The following is a 14,983-nucleotide window of genomic DNA, read 5'->3' on the forward strand; positions in this document are numbered from 1 at the left end:
TTAGAGGCTCACGCTTAGCATTCCCTGCGACATCAACCCTACCGCGAGTAAAGCCACAACGCTTAATGCGCAAGCACCTAGCTTCTCTTTGCCTTCAAACGGGTTAATCCCTTGTTCTCTCTTTGCTTGAATATAGAAGTACAACCCCGGAACATAAAGAATAGCCGAAAGCAGTAGGTAGTTTAAGCCCGAAGCATACAGAAGCCAGATGCCATAAGCGGTCGCACCAGCACCAATCGCTAACAGACTGCCACGGTTTTTCTCAACAATGGCGATTTTTAGCACAAAGGCACCAACAAGGAAATAAGGCACTAAGATCATTTCAGACGCGATGATCAACAATGTATCGTACGTACTACCAGCAAACATAACCGCAATCAGCGAAACTTGAATACATACATTGGTCAAAGTCAGTGGCTTAACCGGGCTTCCCGCGTTGTTTAGCTTACCGTAACGCGCTGGGAACATTTTCTCTTTAGCACATAAATAGGGTGCTTCAGAGGCTAAAACCGTCCAGCTCAAAAATGCACCACAGACAGAGATAAGTAATCCAATACTAATAATGTATTGTCCCCACGGCCCAAGGATATGAGTCAGCACTTTTGCCATTGACGGATTCTGGTAATGCGCTAATTCTGTAGGCTTAATCACCCCCATGGAAAGCAAGGTGACAAAGACATAAATCGATAATGCGGTCAGCAAACCTAATATTGTCGCACGACCAATATCCTTTCGATTGCGAGCGCGGCCTGACACCACCACAGCCCCTTCTATACCAATAAACACCCATACCGTCACTAACATGGTGCTTTTGACTTGAGATAACAGGTCATGCTGCTCACCAAAGTGCAAACCGGTAAAGTCTAATGTGAAAGTGTCCCAACTGAAGGCAAACAGAGCACACAAAACAAAGATAACTAGCGGCACTAACTTCGCGTAAGTGGTAACCATATTGATCAACGCTGCGGTTTGAACGCCACGAAGGACCAAAGCATGAACCATCCAAAGTAAGCACGACGCACCCAGCACCGAGACCCAAGTATTGCCTTGTCCAAAGATGATCGTCTCTGGCGTATCAAACAACATGCCCAAGGTGCTAAAGACGATAACTAGGTAGGAGACATTCGCTAACATTGCGCTCAACCAGTATCCCCACGCGGAGCAAAAGCCAACAAAGTCACCAAAGCCCTCTTTCGCGTAACCAAATACCCCGCTATCGACATGAGGACGATGGAAAGCCAACTTTTGAAATGACAGCGCAAGGAAGATCATCCCCACGCCAGTAATGGTCCAACCGATCATTACCGCAGCAGGACTAGCTACGGCGGCCATATTTTGTGGCAAGCTAAATACACCAGCACCAATCATGGAGCCGATGACAATCGCAGTGAGCGAGCTCAAGCCTAATTTGTTATCCATTGTCATTATCCGGGGAACAGGTTTCTATTTTTAGGAGACGTATTTTACGCCGAAACGGAATTAACAGGCAGATCAGGTGTGAGCTATATCGCATAGAAAGTGGTTAAATCCTAACTTTCATTGTTGCCGATCAATTCTGGGAGCGGATTATAATAACTAAAGCCTAATTAGAAAAACAAAAACAGCGCATAAATACTGATAGACATTGAATAAAGCAAATATATCACCAGTTATAACGCAATTTTCAACATATATAAAAACAAAATACTAACAGAATATTTGACTATTTATCCCACAATGTATGGAATTTATTCACATATTCGTGACTCTCAACTGTATTCGTCAATCGCTGAACTACACTTGATTTATCCTACTGAGAAATAGCAACGTCTATTCCATTACTTCCTGTGGTGCGACCGCTTTCCCCATATTTACCACGACACGGGTGCGAAAGTGGTCTTTTTTTTGGGGATTCAATAATGACCAGATCAAGGAAGCGTTGCATGTCGCCCCCCCAGACACAAAAAGAGCAGCCTTCGCTGCTCTATCTCAATTTAATGTTGACGCTGTTCAGAATGCGCGGAGTGTTCTGTTTGCTTGTATATGTCCGCTAAGGTGCGCTGCTTAGCTTTTTTAGAACGAGAGTTGACGCCCTCGGCCTTATTGTCTTGTTGTCGAATCGCTTGCTCATGCGCTTTTGCAGATTGAATAAACTCAGGATCAGAAAGCGCCTGTTGACGCAGGCGGTTAACGCGTTCAATGGTTTCCCAGATCATATGCCACCTCCTTACTGGTTTTATATACAGTATAGTTAAACTTTTTCTTTCGTCAAACTTTACTGTTCATACAACCAGTATATTCACGTCCATCGCATGCGCTATTAGGTTTTACCTATCTTATTGATTCGAGCAGACGATTAGCCCCGAGTCCCTGCCCTCGCTACGATGATTCCATAACTTTGACTTTGGGATCATTATGAAAGCACTTGTTGTTGAAGGGGGCGCTATGCGCGGCATTTTTGCTGCAGGCGTTCTCGATTCGTTTATTGAACAGGATTATTACCCATACGATTTTGCTATTGGGGTATCGGCGGGTTCGTCTAATTTAGCTGGCTATCTCGCCAAACAGCCGAAGCGAAGTTTACAAGTGATTACACAGCTAGCGACAGATAGGTGTTTTTACAACCCGAAGCGTTTCTTGAAAGGTGGAAACCTCATCGATGTCGACTGGTTGATCAGAGAGTCAGAGCAGCAGTTTCCACTCAATAAAGACACCTTGTTCAACAATTTGCCACTGATCGCGGCAGCAACCAACATCGAAACTGGCGATGCTGATTACTATCAAGTCAACGAAGAGAATTTAGAATCGGTACTAGAAGCGACCAGCGCCCTACCTATTGCCTACAAATCGACGCCTTGTTTTTCTGGTGGTTGCTATACCGATGGAGGCGTTGCAGACTCTATTCCTGTTATAGAAGCTTATCGAAGAGGCGCTAAGGAGATTACCGTAGTACTCTCTCATCCATTAAGTTATCAGATGCCGCAAGCGAAGCACTCATGGCTAATGGATAAATTGCTCGCTAAGCATCCAATGATCGCAAAAGCGATGGCTAACAGAGCAAGTCGTTACAATCAATCGCTAGAGTTCATAAGGCAGCCACCAGCGGATGTTACCGTTCGAGTGATTGCCCCTCAGGAGAACTTCAAAGTGAAGCGGCTTACCATGAGACAAGAGGTCTTGTTGGCAGGTTATGAAATGGGAATAGAGGAAGGTAATAAGCATCTCGCCAGTCGTGACGGGACTTACGGCTTAACCGAAGAAAACTGTCATTTTTGCCTGTAGCAAAATACAGTGCCTTAGTCTCACACTCAAAGCGTGTGACTAAGGCACTTAACTCGCAAATCTAAACTGTGAACGCTTCTAAGGTGCTGTTTTGATCGCTGCGCTGTTTAAGTTGCTGAACACCAACGCGAGTGTCCGTTACTAGCTCAGTCACTTGGCTAGACAACTCGTGAATATTGGTGGCATTGGTACTGATTTCTTCCACAACAATGCTCTGCTCTTCGGCTGCGGTAGCAATTTGAACGTTCATGTCGTTAATCGATTGTACCGCACTTGAGATCGAAACCAACTCGCTTTCCACTTCTTGCATGCTGACGATGGCTGTTTCAGCTTGCTTAATGCTCTCAGACATGGAGCCAGCGACTTGAGTAGTATGAGACTCAAGCTCGCCCAAAATGTTCGAAATATCGGTTGTTGCATCTTGAGTTCGCTTAGCCAGTTGACGAACTTCATCGGCTACGACAGCAAAACCGCGCCCTGATTCGCCCGCCCTTGCCGCTTCAATCGCTGCATTAAGTGCTAGCAAGTTGGTTTGATCGGAAATCTCGCTGATGACATGCAGTAAACTCTTAATGTTCTCAGCCGAAAGGTTTAGCTGATTCACATCCTGCTCTGATTGAGTCACCAAATCAGACAGTTCACGGATTGTCGCACTCGATTTTCTCGCGGTATCTACGCCAGACTCAGAAGCTCCATGCGCTTGGTTGGCCGCGTGGGCTGCACTTTGTGTGTTCCTTGCCATCTCTTGCGCCGTACTGCTCATCTCATTTAATGCCGTCACAAGCTGTTCCACTTCTTGCTGTTGCTGCAAGATTGCCGCTTCAGACTTTTCTGAGTTCCCCACCGCGGTATCTGTTGCCCAAGTCAGTTCTTGCGACAGTGACTTAGACGACTGGATGTTGTGTTGCAGCATTTCAACAAAGCCGTTAAAGGCACTGGCAATATGGGAAAATTCTTTATCGATTTCAGTATTTAGGCGGTAAGTCAGATCTTTCTTCACATTGCTGGATGACAAACTGTTGATGCCACTTGTCATTTGTCCTAGTGGCTTAAGTAATGCAGATACTGTGAACCCAAGTACAACAATAGCAATGAGCGTCACCGCCAATAAGTAGATAATGGTTTGATCGCGCATATCATTGAGTGACTGATAGACCAACTCTTCACTCAGTACTGAACCGATGATCCAGTCATGCTCTTTCAGCGGAAGCTGCTGAACGATTTGCGGCTCGCCTGCTAATGTCAGTCTTTGCTCAGATTCGCCCAAGTTTAGCTCCGGATACACATCAGCTAATGACTTACCATTATTGTCACTGTTTGGGTGAGAAATAATGTGGCCGTCTTTTGTCATTAAGAACAAGTAACCGGCGTTCATCGGAGACACCTGATTCACTTTTTGACTCAACACTGCGAGACTAACATCAAAAAAGGTCACACCTTTAAATACACCATTAACTTCAACGGGAGCAGAAATAGACACCATTTGCTGCTTAGTGTTTACGTCGATATAAGGTTCAGTGACGATTAATTGTCTTTGCTGCTTCGCTTTTTGATACCAAGGCCTATCACGAGAATCCCAATTTGCATCCGGAAGCCAATCCGGCACATTCTCTAAAATACCTCCATCCGCTTCTAAACCAATGCCCGCGGCAACAAACAACTCTTTGAGTTTAGGTTGCTCGATCACTTGCTGAATACTGTTAGCGCTGAACTCGTGCTCAATGGTCTGAGTGGTCGACTGGGCAAGGTTCTGCCAGCCAGAAATTTCTGACTCGATGGTGGTCTCTACACCAAGAAGAACTGATTCAATGGTATTGTGGATTTCCTTCTCTCGGTCGGCATGAAGAAAGGAATATTGAAAGTACGCCAAGGTGGCGAGGGATACGATAAGTAGCAATAGTTTGCTAACTAACAGCTTAGCTTTAAAACTCAACACAGGTTATCTTCTCTTTGTGAGGTGCGCACTGATACCGCTCCTCAGTATTAATGACTGACTCTCCTTTCTAATTAATCTCACTAAATCCTTGTCTGGCTAGATTAGCGACAAGAGGTAAAAAATGTTAATCATTTTAGCTTAATCATAATTAATCATACTAAATCGATATTAATAACCTGCGCAAAATCATTTATTTAGCGGCAGGAAGTAAGTTTAGTTCAAAATCATATTCACAAAAGAGGCCGCATGATCGCGGCCGCCGTTTTATTAATGAGCAATATCAATGAAGTTGTCTTTCACCCCATTGACGCGAAACCAGCCAGCAATACTAAAGCGCTCGCTTTGGGTTGGGAGCACTTCATGAGGGAACAGCTCAGAGAAGAACACAAACAATCGACCTGCTTTCGGTGGCAGAGTAAGCAACGGTTTATCATTGAGATCGTAAACCACTAACTCTCCAGCATCTGCCTCGTTCCACTCCTCATTCATATAGAAAACAGTGGTGAGGCGACGGTTTTCATTGCCTTGAAAGCAGTCTAAATGCTTTTGGTAAAAATCGCCTTTTTCGTACTTGGCAAAATGCGCTTCGTATTCAAACAAACCAAGAAAAAAGTGACGGTTTGCTTCCAATCGAATCTGTTCCATCTTATCTAGGAAAGCTGAGACTGGCTGACCCATCTCTGGCCTTAGCCACTGAATCTTATCGCTTCGGATCGAAGCCTCGCGCGTGACCTCTTCGTTACGCCCAATGCGCGCTTTTTTCCAGTTTTCTGGGATACAGTCGCGAAGTTGCGCTACTTGTGACGGGGTTAGGAAATCATCCCAAACATAATAACCTTGGGTAAATAACGCATCGATGAGTTGGTTCATAGTGGTGGCTATCCGAACAATTAAAATCAGAGGACGCCTTATACACACCACCTATTTGGGCGACAAATCCGATTCTTTGTCGTCAAGGTAAGATTGTTTAATTCTACTCGAAAATCGCCGTGTTTAGCGGCACTGGCTTGCCCAGCCAATAAGCAAACTCTGTATGGTCTTTTAAGTCATCACCCGTCACGGCATGAACGAGCACCGACAACTCTTGACGAACAACGTCTAACCAAGCGACAACCTGTTCGAATTCAAGGTGAGAAAAGTCGATGGAAAAACTCCACGATAAATGAGGGCCAACGAGTTTTTGGTTAAAGTTACCGACAATCAGTTGCTTTTCTTGCTCGGCAACGCGGCGAATTTCGTAGGCCAAATCTTGGCTTTGCTGATCAAAGTAGATATGGGCATGATAGTTTTGATATAGATTTACCGGATAACTCATTGTTACTTCTTCACTATTTGACTCATCGACATGCTAACACCGCTTGTCGATGTCGATCAATCACAGCCGTCAACTCACCAACCCTTGCTCAACCGCATATTTTGCCAGCTCGGCCGTACTGTGAATATCCAGTTTATGCTTTATGTTTTGACGGTGAGTTTCTACCGTGCGATAGCTGATGTTCAACATAGAAGCCACCTTCTTGCTACTGTGTCCCTGAGCTACGAGTTTAAGCACCGCTTCTTCTCTTCGGCTAAGCGGGTTTGGCTTCTGAGCAGCTGGTATCACTTGCTGCGAAAAAAGCGTTTGAGTCACTGATTCACAAAAGTAGGTTGACCCTTGATTGACGGTTTTGATCGCTTGAACCATTTTACTCGCGCAGATCTCCTTGAGCATGTATCCGACAGCACCAACCTGCATCACTTTCATAATATACTCACGATTGTCATGCATCGTGAGCATCAACACTTTTGCTTCGGGGTTATCTTCGCGGATCATGCTGGTCGCTTCGATACCATTCATTATTGGCATACTCACATCCATCAATACCACATCTGGATTAAGCTCCTTAACCACTTCCACTGCCTCTAAGCCATTACTGGCCGTGCCAATAACATCGATTTCAGGCTCCATTTGCAGGCGAGCCATAAATCCATCGAGTACGACTTGGTGGTCATCCGCAATGACTACTTTAATTACATCACCCATACACTAATCCATCTAATTCCAGTAACACGGTGATTTCGGTACCAAACCCCGGCTCACTCTCAATGTCAAAATCACCACCGATAAATTCAACCCGCTCACGCATATTACGTAAGCCGATACCACTTTTACGCATCGAAGCACTCACATCGAACCCGACCCCATCATCACGAATGATCAGCTGTAACATATTACCCATTTGCTGCAAAATCACGCTGACTTTATTCGCTTGTGCGTGTTTTTCGATGTTGGTCAAAGACTCCTGTGCTACCCGATACAAGGTGGTGGCGACTTCAGATTTTAGCCGACCCGGTTGTGTCAATAATGACGATTCAATCTCCACACCAGAGTGTGATTGAAAATCTTGCAGTAGGCTACTCATCGCGGCTTGTAGACCAATATCATCAAGCGCACTCGGACGAAGCTGGTGCGATATATGTCGAACCTCATTGATCGCCGTCATCAATGAATTCTGCGATTTCGAAATGTGCTGCTGCAGATCGGCTTCGTCAATCTTGCTACTTAACAACTCAAGGTGACACTTACTCGATACCAGTAATTGGTTTATCCCGTCATGTAACTCCCGAGCAAGGTGCTTCTTTTCGTCCTCTTGAAACATCACTGTCTTATGCGCCAGTTCCTTTAAACTGCGGTCAGCGAGCTTATGTTCATGAAGGTTTACCGCTAAAGTGATCACCACGATAACGGCAACGGTCACTATTACTATCACAATCACGGTGAAAAAAGTCGTTTCAATATTGGTGCTTATTTCTGACTCTAATCGGGCGACTTCATCGGTAATGTCTTCAATATAAAGCCCAGTCCCTATCATCCAATTCCACTTTTCTAACCAAGCGGCGTAACTTAATTTTGGTACACTTTCGCCCGAAGAGGGTTTTTGCCACAAATACTGATGATAGCCGCCACCACTTCGAGCTTGATGGAGCAAGGCTTCAATCAAGAAATCGCCATTTTCATCTTGAATATCGATTAGGTTTTGGCCCACAAGATCGGGGATCATCGGATGGACGAGATTAACGCCGTTTTCATCGTACGCAAAAAAGTATCCATCCGTTCCGTAGCGAAGCTTGTGAATGATCGATTTAACCTCCTGCTTCGCGACAGCTTCGGGCAAGGAAGGGTCATTGTAAACGTGGGCAATTGCGTCAAAGGCTAAATCGACGCTGTCTTTTAACGCGGTCTCTTTTGATTTGATCAAAGCCGCGCGAAAAAGCTCCGCTTCCTTCTCTCCCAGTGTCTGCGCTTGATAGATGGAAATCCAACTGGTGATCGCCGTCACCAATAACAGTGGCAGTAGATTGAGCACGATTAATTTCGCTTGTAGAGGCATCCCTTTCCCCTTAATACAACAAAGCCGCTTACATGATGTAAACGGCTCTACTATAACAATGATTGTTAATTAGCTGTAACTTCGCGGTCACATTCCATAAAACTCTGGGAAAACCAACAAACTAGCGAGTACTAATATCTGAATCGCGATAAATGGCATCACGCCTCGGTAGATGTCTTGCGTGGTCACGCCTTTCGGTGCTACCCCTTTCAAATAGAACAAACTGAATCCAAATGGTGGGGTTAAGAAAGAAGTTTGTAAGTTCATGGCAATCAAAATAGCAAACCACGTCATGTTGATACCTAAAATCTCAGCAATCGGAGCCAAAATTGGCACTATGATGAAACAGATTTCAACGAAATCGATGAAGAAGCCTAGGATCAGAATGACCAGCATAGTGATGATCAAGAAGCCCCATTTCTCACCCGGGATTTGCAACATCCACTCTTCAACTAGATAATCACCACCTGTATAGGTAAACGCCATCGAGAAAGCCGTTGCACCCAGTAATATCGCAAACACCATAGCGGTCACTTTGACCGTCTCTTTCGACGCGTCGTAAACCATGCCCCAGCTAAACTGGCGGTATAAAATCGCCAATACGATCGCACCTGCTCCGCCTAACGCCGCTGACTCGGTCGGAGTTGCGACGCCCGCAAATATAGAGCCAAGTACCACAACAATCAGTGCTAATGGTGGAACCACAGCTTTCAATGCAGTAATGACCTCTTGTTTACGACTGACACTGCCGTCACTTGGGATTGGCTGCGCCGCCTCAGGGTGCAATTTGGCGTAGATTAGGATGTAAACGACATACGCCCCAACAAGGACCAGTCCAGGCCAAACCGCTGCTTGGAACAGGTCACCAACCGGTACACCTAGTACATCGCCAAGTAAAATCAATACGATAGAAGGTGGAATGATTTGACCCAGTGTTCCTGACGCACAGATGGTGCCACAAGCAAGACCTTTGTCGTAATTGTACTTAAGCATGACAGGCAGCGAGATAAGCCCCATCGCTACCACAGAGGCACCCACAACGCCGGTGGAAGCCGCAAGCAGTGCGCCCACTAAAACCGTGGAAATCGCAATACCGCCTCGTACGCCGCCAAATAGCTTACCCATGGATTCTAACAACTGCTCGGCTAAACGCGTCTTCTGCAGCACTAATCCCATAAATACAAACAGAGGAACCGCCATTAATACCGTATTTTCCATGATGGACTGAATACGATAAGGCATAAAGGCGAACATCTCCCAGCCTTCAGCCCACACACCAAATATCAGTGCGATACCTCCAAAGGTAAACGCCACGGGAAAGCCCAGCAGCAAAGCAAACAAGGCGACGAAAAACATTACTATACCGACCATGATCTATGCTCCTACTTCTGTGAGTTCGTGGCGTTATGAAGGAGATGGGGGTTGACAATTTTGTTCAATGAATGCAAGAACAAACCTACCCCACTGACTGCCATAAAGAAGAATGACAGCGGAATCATGGCTTTAATTATCCATCGATAAGGAAGACCACCTGGATCACCCGATGTTTCGCCTAAAGCGTAACTCTCTTTGGCAAAATCAATACCGTAGTATGCGACCAGTAGGCAGAAAGGAAAGAGGAAAAAGAGTGTGCCAAGCATATCGATGATCGCTTGGGCTTTATTTGATAAACGTTCGTAGAACAAGTCGACTCGAACGTGGCCCCCCGCCTTAATCGCGTAGGGTACACCTAATAAGAACACCGCTGAGAATAAGTGCCATTCCATCTCCTGAAACGCGATAGAGACATCGTTAAATGCGTAGCGCATAACCACGTCATAGACGACATTGGCGAGCAGTAAGATAAACAACACACTCGATAACCAGCCTAAAAAATCACCAAAGCGATTAAAAAGGCGTTCGACATAAATCAGACTTCTCATTCCCAACTCCATGGAATTTTGAAAGAGCGCCAGCAGTCACCTGAGGCGCTTTATATTAATTAAGTTTTCTTGGGCTTCTCGCTATAGGTGACATTGTCACCTATAGCTATGAGTTATAATTGTATTATTGTGCTTGGCTGTTCAGATACGCTCGATGCGAAATATCCGTCCATGAACGTACTTGCTGTAGGTAGTCAGCTTGAGACTTCTGAATCTCTTTCGCTAGTTCGTCCTTCTCGGCGTGTTTCGCTAGCAGGCGATCATTCGCTTCACGAAGAGCTTGCATAACTGATGGCGGGAAGTCTTTTACTTGCACATCTGGGTACTCTGACTTGATAGACACCCAGTTTTTGCCGCTTTCATGCGTTGCTTGGGTGTACATGTCGTACGCAGCAGTGCGCATTGCGACACGTAGAATCTCTTGCAGGTCTTCTGGTAAGCGTTCCCATACACGTTTGTTCACGAGGAACTGCAGCTCTGATCCTGGCTCATGCCAACCTGTGTAGTAATACGGAGCAATCTTGTGGAAGCCCATACGTAAGTCTAGCGACGGACCCACCCACTCAAGTGCGTCGATAGTGCGACGTTCAAGCGAGGTGTACAATTCACCCGGTGCAATATTGGTTGGTTTAGCGCCTAGCTCAGCCAAAATTTCACCCGCAAATCCAGGGATACGCATCTTCAGACCTTTAAGATCCTCAACAGAGTTGATCTCTTTTTGGAACCAGCCGCCCATTTGAATATCGGTGTTACCACCAGGGAAAGATAGAAGGTTATGTGGAGAGTAAACTTGCTCCATCAATTCCATACCACCGCCGTGATAGAACCATGCATATTGCTCGGCAGGCGTCATACCGAAAGGCATGGAAGTGAAGTAAAGTGTGTTTGGTACTTTACCCTTCCAGTAGTAAGAGCCAGAATGGCCTAAGTCGTACTGACCTGACTTAACCATATCAAAAATACCAAGTGGAGCTTTGTGTTTGTTCGCTGAGTCAATACGGATCTGTAAGCGACCGTTTGACATTTTCTCAGCCATTGCAGCCATGTTCTTGGTTGCATCACCAAACACAGGGAAGTTAGGTCCCCACGTTTCCGCAAGCTTTAAGCGGTACACCTTCTCTGCAGCACTGGCTGAAGTTGCCATTACAGCAAGCGCAGCGGCCATCGCTGTGCCTTTCAACACTCGTTTCAAAGATTGTTTGATTAAACTCATGTTCACGTCCTTTGTTAACCGACCTGCCTTTCATAGACAGTTTCTATTTCGATTACAGAGTGGAACAGGCAGCTCAAAGAAGATATCAGCGCGAACACGCACAAACATTAACAATTAAATGAGTAACTTGACCTTTGTAGTACGTATTTATACGTAGAAAATTAACTCGAATGAATATTTCTAACTAAGTTTCAAACAATTAGAACAAGCCACCCTTCCTAACATATCAGAAAATACGTAGTGAACTTCCATGTTAACAATTGTAGAAAAAATGTAATAAATGTGATTAATGCACTCCATCAATGAGCCTGAACGCATAAAAAAGCCCCGCACATTGCGAGGCTTTGAAAGCAGTAACCCTAATGGCTGCCACTAGGTTTGCATAGCGGTCGTTAAACGGCTTTGTAGATAACTTTGTTGCCCGCTAGCTGCTCTTTCACTACTAGGTTTTCTTCTAGTAGTTTCTTCAGCGCGCCTGTCGCCCAAGAAGCCGCTTTTGCATCTTCTTGACCCGCTTCAAGGCCGATACCTTTAGGGTTAATGCCTTCAGCATTTGCTACAACGATATCAAGTACCTGTTGCTGCTTTGGCGTTAGCGCTACATTTGACGCTTTAGCTGCTACAACTTTCTCCGCTGCTGGTTCTACAGCTACTTTTTTCTCAACTACAGGCTTAGCTTTCTTTGTTGCTGCTACATTTGCAACTGTCGCCTTAATGCGCTTTTGCAGTTTCATCTGCACTTTACGCTTATGAGCAAGTCTCATCGAGTATTTCTCCATTTCACTGCATACGGAGCAGTGGTGAAAATTTGAAGCGCGTTTTATACCAAAAAAAAGCCTCCATTTACAGAGTATGGACGGCTTTATAGGGCAAAAATGCGTGATATGCTGTTATCAGACTACAATTTAATCAATAAGGTTTATGATCTTTTCTTAGACTACTGAATATATAAACAGAGGTTTTCAAATTAAGAGCTTGGCTTATGCAAACACTGCATCTCACAAATCAACCATTGAACATGCGCTCTCCGATGGCCAAAATTGTCAGCTGGTTATTCATTATAGGAATCATTTTCCTATTAATGTTTTCTCCAGGTTGGCAACAAGCATTGTTGACCCTGATCGCGGTGTGCTCTGTGTTGGGGTTTGGTCACTTGATGATTCAGAAAGCAACGGTCGGATACACACTCACTGCGACGCATTTTCAACAGCACCTTTTTAAAGGCGGTTGGGTGGTCAAGTGGAGCAATGTTAGCAAAATAGGTATTTGTCACTACGATCAAGAAGGCTGGCAGCAGCCGTTACCCTGGATTGGTATTAAGCTCAAACACTACTCTCCTTACTTGCAAAGTATTTGCCCGAGGATCACGACTGAAATATTACTCAGCCAACGTGCACTGCTTTACCTAGGAGCTCGCCAGCATAATCAAGGGACAAAATTCGAGGATATCGTCCTAGATTCAAAACCTTACAAAAATACCAATGGGGAAGAGTTTTACGGTTTGCAGGCCATGTTAGCAAATCGAATGGCCTACCAAAGAGGTTATTTCGACTACGATATTTTTATCTCTGCCCACGATTTAGATCGCCCCGCTGATGAATTTGTCGGTTTGGCACGGCGATACCTTGCCGCTGCCCAGTCAGATTGAGTTTCAAAAAGAACAAGGCTTCCTAATGTCGCTCCTAAAACAAAAAAACCGCCGTAGCGGTCTTTTTTAATAAACTTAGGGTTAGTAGAGTGGCATCTCATCGGCAACAAATGGATTCGACGCTCTCTCACGGCCAAACGTCGATTCTGGACCATGTCCGGGAACAAATCGTACGTCATTGCCAAGTGGCCATAGCTTGGTTTTGATAGAATTAATTAGGGTGTTAAAGTCCCCTTTCGGGAAATCGGTACGCCCGACCGAGCCGTTAAACAACACGTCACCGACAAAAGCCAGCTTGGCTTCTTGGCTAAACAGAACCACATGACCCGGTGTATGACCCGGTGTATGAATCACATCCATCACCTGGTTGCCAAAGGTGATCTTGTCACCTTCATTGAGCCATTTATGAGGTTCAAATGCTTCTGTTAAAGGAAAACCAAACATTTGGCTTTGGCCTTCTAATCCCTGCAACCAAAAGTTATCTTCTCGATGAGGGCCAACAATTTCAACACCACCCAGCGCATCAGCGAGAGGTTCTGTTCCGCCCACGTGATCTAGATGCCCGTGAGTTAACACAAGGTTGACGACATCAACACCTAACTCTTTGATAAGCATTGCAAGTTGCTTTACATCACCACCGGGGTCAACCACGATGCCCTTCATTGTTTCATCACACCAAACAATAGAGCAGTTCTGTGAAAACGAGGTCACTGGGACCACCTGATACTTAAGTGACATAATTAAGCCTTATTCCAAATTTCTATGGCCAGAACTATGACATTTGCCCACACCTTTGACAAGGTCGATATGTCGGCAAACGAACATTAAGACCAACTACGAACAGGGCCAGTATCAATATGAACAAAGTTACTACGTGGATAGTAACCGACGCCACCGGCTTTCAGGCTGAGCGCGGCATCACGCACTTTCTTTAAGTCCACTCCGTCTAGGCGAAAATCGATTGCCTGACCCAGCATATGATAACTCTTCTTAGCGACCCCACCGGACTTGCCACGTAAAGCTTCATTGGTCGCTGGCGAGCGGTAACCGGAAATCACGATGACTTCGGCTTCAACACCGAGCTCAGATTGAATTAAGGAGATTTGGTCAAACAGATATTTGTCCATGGGATGGACTTCGTTACGACGGAAGTCGCGGCACAGGTTGTCGATGCGCGACAATTCTTTTTTTAAATAATCGCGACCATCAAAATAACACGTTTCTAGTGCTTCACCGGTATTTAGGGCTTTAAGTGCCAATGCGCGAGGTTTATCAGGGTAAGCCGCAAACGCCACACTCGGAGCGCAGCTCGCAACGACTAACCCGCTACCTGCTAACTTAATAAAATCTCTGCGAGAAAAATCCACAACAAACAGCCTTCATAAAAATAGTTATTGGAAACGTGCCGAACAAAGACACTACCTAACTCTTATATGAAGTGCAAATGCATAAAACGTGCTAAAAATGGAAGCTAGCTTAAATTATTTTGCTTAACCTTTGAGCTAGCTACGAAAATTCCTACATTAATAAGATTGTCATTTTTTGGTCAATGTCACCCTTGTGAGTAACTCACACTGTCTAGGTGGTAAATATCTTCTCGATAGTGGGTTTGCCACCTTCAAACCAAGCCGT

The 14,983-nt window shown here is 45.2% G+C and carries 15 protein-coding genes; 2 read left to right on the top strand and 13 right to left on the bottom strand.

Going from position 1 to position 14,983, the window contains the following annotated elements:
• Positions 1-1,419, bottom strand: coding sequence for a basic amino acid/polyamine antiporter (locus tag RH45_RS22105; protein WP_008081668.1), 1,419 nt, complete (start codon positions 1,417-1,419; stop codon positions 1-3).
• Between the two features lie 554 nt (positions 1,420-1,973).
• Entirely contained in the window at positions 1,974-2,195 is a 222-nt protein-coding gene (locus RH45_RS22110) for a hypothetical protein (protein WP_008081669.1), read from the bottom strand.
• A 199-nt stretch (positions 2,196-2,394) separates the two neighbouring features.
• Here RH45_RS22110 and RH45_RS22115 point away from each other — a divergent pair, with 199 nt between their 5' ends.
• Positions 2,395-3,261 carry a patatin-like phospholipase family protein gene (locus RH45_RS22115; RefSeq protein ID WP_008081671.1) on the top strand — a complete coding sequence of 289 codons (867 nt, stop codon included), beginning with the start codon at positions 2,395-2,397 and terminating at the stop codon, positions 3,259-3,261.
• A gap of 61 nt (positions 3,262-3,322) precedes the next feature.
• Here RH45_RS22115 and RH45_RS22120 read toward each other — a convergent pair whose 3' ends face one another.
• The 9 genes from RH45_RS22120 to RH45_RS22160 all read right to left on the bottom strand — a co-directional run bounded on the left by RH45_RS22120 (position 3,323) and on the right by RH45_RS22160 (position 12,467).
• Positions 3,323-5,197 (bottom strand): methyl-accepting chemotaxis protein, encoded by a 1,875-nt coding sequence (locus RH45_RS22120; RefSeq protein WP_008081673.1) that lies wholly within the window; start codon positions 5,195-5,197, stop codon positions 3,323-3,325.
• Between the two features lie 267 nt (positions 5,198-5,464).
• On the bottom strand, positions 5,465-6,067 hold the full coding sequence (locus RH45_RS22125) for a 2OG-Fe(II) oxygenase (RefSeq protein WP_008081674.1): 603 nt from the start codon (positions 6,065-6,067) through the stop codon (positions 5,465-5,467).
• Positions 6,068-6,170: 103 nt separating this feature from the next.
• Positions 6,171-6,512: a DOPA 4,5-dioxygenase family protein gene (locus RH45_RS22130; RefSeq protein ID WP_008081675.1), complete on the bottom strand. Its 342-nt coding sequence runs from the start codon at positions 6,510-6,512 to the stop codon at positions 6,171-6,173.
• A gap of 69 nt (positions 6,513-6,581) precedes the next feature.
• On the bottom strand, positions 6,582-7,220 hold the full coding sequence (locus tag RH45_RS22135) for a response regulator (RefSeq protein ID WP_008081676.1): 639 nt from the start codon (positions 7,218-7,220) through the stop codon (positions 6,582-6,584).
• Positions 7,213-8,568 (bottom strand): cache domain-containing protein, encoded by a 1,356-nt coding sequence (locus RH45_RS22140; RefSeq protein WP_008081677.1) that lies wholly within the window; start codon positions 8,566-8,568, stop codon positions 7,213-7,215. Before RH45_RS22140 ends, RH45_RS22135 begins: the two co-directional genes overlap by 8 nt.
• 87 nt (positions 8,569-8,655) lie before the next feature.
• Positions 8,656-9,939 carry a TRAP transporter large permease gene (locus RH45_RS22145; RefSeq protein WP_008081678.1) on the bottom strand — a complete coding sequence of 428 codons (1,284 nt, stop codon included), beginning with the start codon at positions 9,937-9,939 and terminating at the stop codon, positions 8,656-8,658.
• Between the two features lie 11 nt (positions 9,940-9,950).
• Positions 9,951-10,490: a TRAP transporter small permease subunit gene (locus tag RH45_RS22150; protein ID WP_008081679.1), complete on the bottom strand. Its 540-nt coding sequence runs from the start codon at positions 10,488-10,490 to the stop codon at positions 9,951-9,953.
• A gap of 124 nt (positions 10,491-10,614) precedes the next feature.
• The gene (locus RH45_RS22155) at positions 10,615-11,703 is read right to left on the bottom strand and encodes a TRAP transporter substrate-binding protein (protein WP_008081681.1); all 1,089 of its coding nucleotides are present in this window, start codon (positions 11,701-11,703) and stop codon (positions 10,615-10,617) included.
• Positions 11,704-12,095: 392 nt separating this feature from the next.
• A complete protein-coding gene (locus RH45_RS22160) occupies positions 12,096-12,467 on the bottom strand; it encodes a hypothetical protein (protein WP_008081683.1) in 372 nt (123 codons plus the stop codon).
• Positions 12,468-12,685: 218 nt separating this feature from the next.
• Between RH45_RS22160 and RH45_RS22165 the strand changes: the two genes are divergently transcribed.
• Positions 12,686-13,351: a DUF2982 domain-containing protein gene (locus tag RH45_RS22165; protein ID WP_008081684.1), complete on the top strand. Its 666-nt coding sequence runs from the start codon at positions 12,686-12,688 to the stop codon at positions 13,349-13,351.
• 81 nt (positions 13,352-13,432) lie between these two features.
• Here RH45_RS22165 and RH45_RS22170 read toward each other — a convergent pair whose 3' ends face one another.
• Both RH45_RS22170 and RH45_RS22175 read right to left on the bottom strand, forming a co-directional pair.
• Positions 13,433-14,089 (bottom strand): MBL fold metallo-hydrolase, encoded by a 657-nt coding sequence (locus RH45_RS22170; protein ID WP_008081685.1) that lies wholly within the window; start codon positions 14,087-14,089, stop codon positions 13,433-13,435.
• Between the two features lie 86 nt (positions 14,090-14,175).
• Positions 14,176-14,718: a YcbK family protein gene (locus tag RH45_RS22175; protein WP_008081686.1), complete on the bottom strand. Its 543-nt coding sequence runs from the start codon at positions 14,716-14,718 to the stop codon at positions 14,176-14,178.
• Positions 14,719-14,983 lie beyond the last annotated feature (265 nt).

Origin of the sequence: Vibrio sinaloensis DSM 21326, assembly GCF_000189275.1 — a bacterium.
Lineage (GTDB): Bacteria > Pseudomonadota > Gammaproteobacteria > Enterobacterales > Vibrionaceae > Vibrio > Vibrio sinaloensis.

Bases quoted from the DNA above. Each gene is read 5' to 3' on its own strand.
- RH45_RS22105 (WP_008081668.1), bottom strand. From the start codon at position 1,419: ATGGATAACAAATTAGGCTTGAGCTCGCTCACTGCGATTGTCATCGGC.
- RH45_RS22110 (WP_008081669.1), bottom strand. From the start codon at position 2,195: ATGATCTGGGAAACCATTGAACGCGTTAACCGCCTGCGTCAACAGGCG.
- RH45_RS22115 (WP_008081671.1), top strand. From the start codon at position 2,395: ATGAAAGCACTTGTTGTTGAAGGGGGCGCTATGCGCGGCATTTTTGCT.
- RH45_RS22125 (WP_008081674.1), bottom strand. From the start codon at position 6,067: ATGAACCAACTCATCGATGCGTTATTTACCCAAGGTTATTATGTTTGG.
- RH45_RS22130 (WP_008081675.1), bottom strand. From the start codon at position 6,512: ATGAGTTATCCGGTAAATCTATATCAAAACTATCATGCCCATATCTAC.
- RH45_RS22135 (WP_008081676.1), bottom strand. From the start codon at position 7,220: ATGGGTGATGTAATTAAAGTAGTCATTGCGGATGACCACCAAGTCGTA.
- RH45_RS22140 (WP_008081677.1), bottom strand. From the start codon at position 8,568: ATGCCTCTACAAGCGAAATTAATCGTGCTCAATCTACTGCCACTGTTA.
- RH45_RS22145 (WP_008081678.1), bottom strand. From the start codon at position 9,939: ATGGTCGGTATAGTAATGTTTTTCGTCGCCTTGTTTGCTTTGCTGCTG.
- RH45_RS22150 (WP_008081679.1), bottom strand. From the start codon at position 10,490: ATGAGAAGTCTGATTTATGTCGAACGCCTTTTTAATCGCTTTGGTGAT.
- RH45_RS22155 (WP_008081681.1), bottom strand. From the start codon at position 11,703: ATGAGTTTAATCAAACAATCTTTGAAACGAGTGTTGAAAGGCACAGCG.
- RH45_RS22160 (WP_008081683.1), bottom strand. From the start codon at position 12,467: ATGAGACTTGCTCATAAGCGTAAAGTGCAGATGAAACTGCAAAAGCGC.
- RH45_RS22165 (WP_008081684.1), top strand. From the start codon at position 12,686: ATGCAAACACTGCATCTCACAAATCAACCATTGAACATGCGCTCTCCG.
- RH45_RS22170 (WP_008081685.1), bottom strand. From the start codon at position 14,089: ATGTCACTTAAGTATCAGGTGGTCCCAGTGACCTCGTTTTCACAGAAC.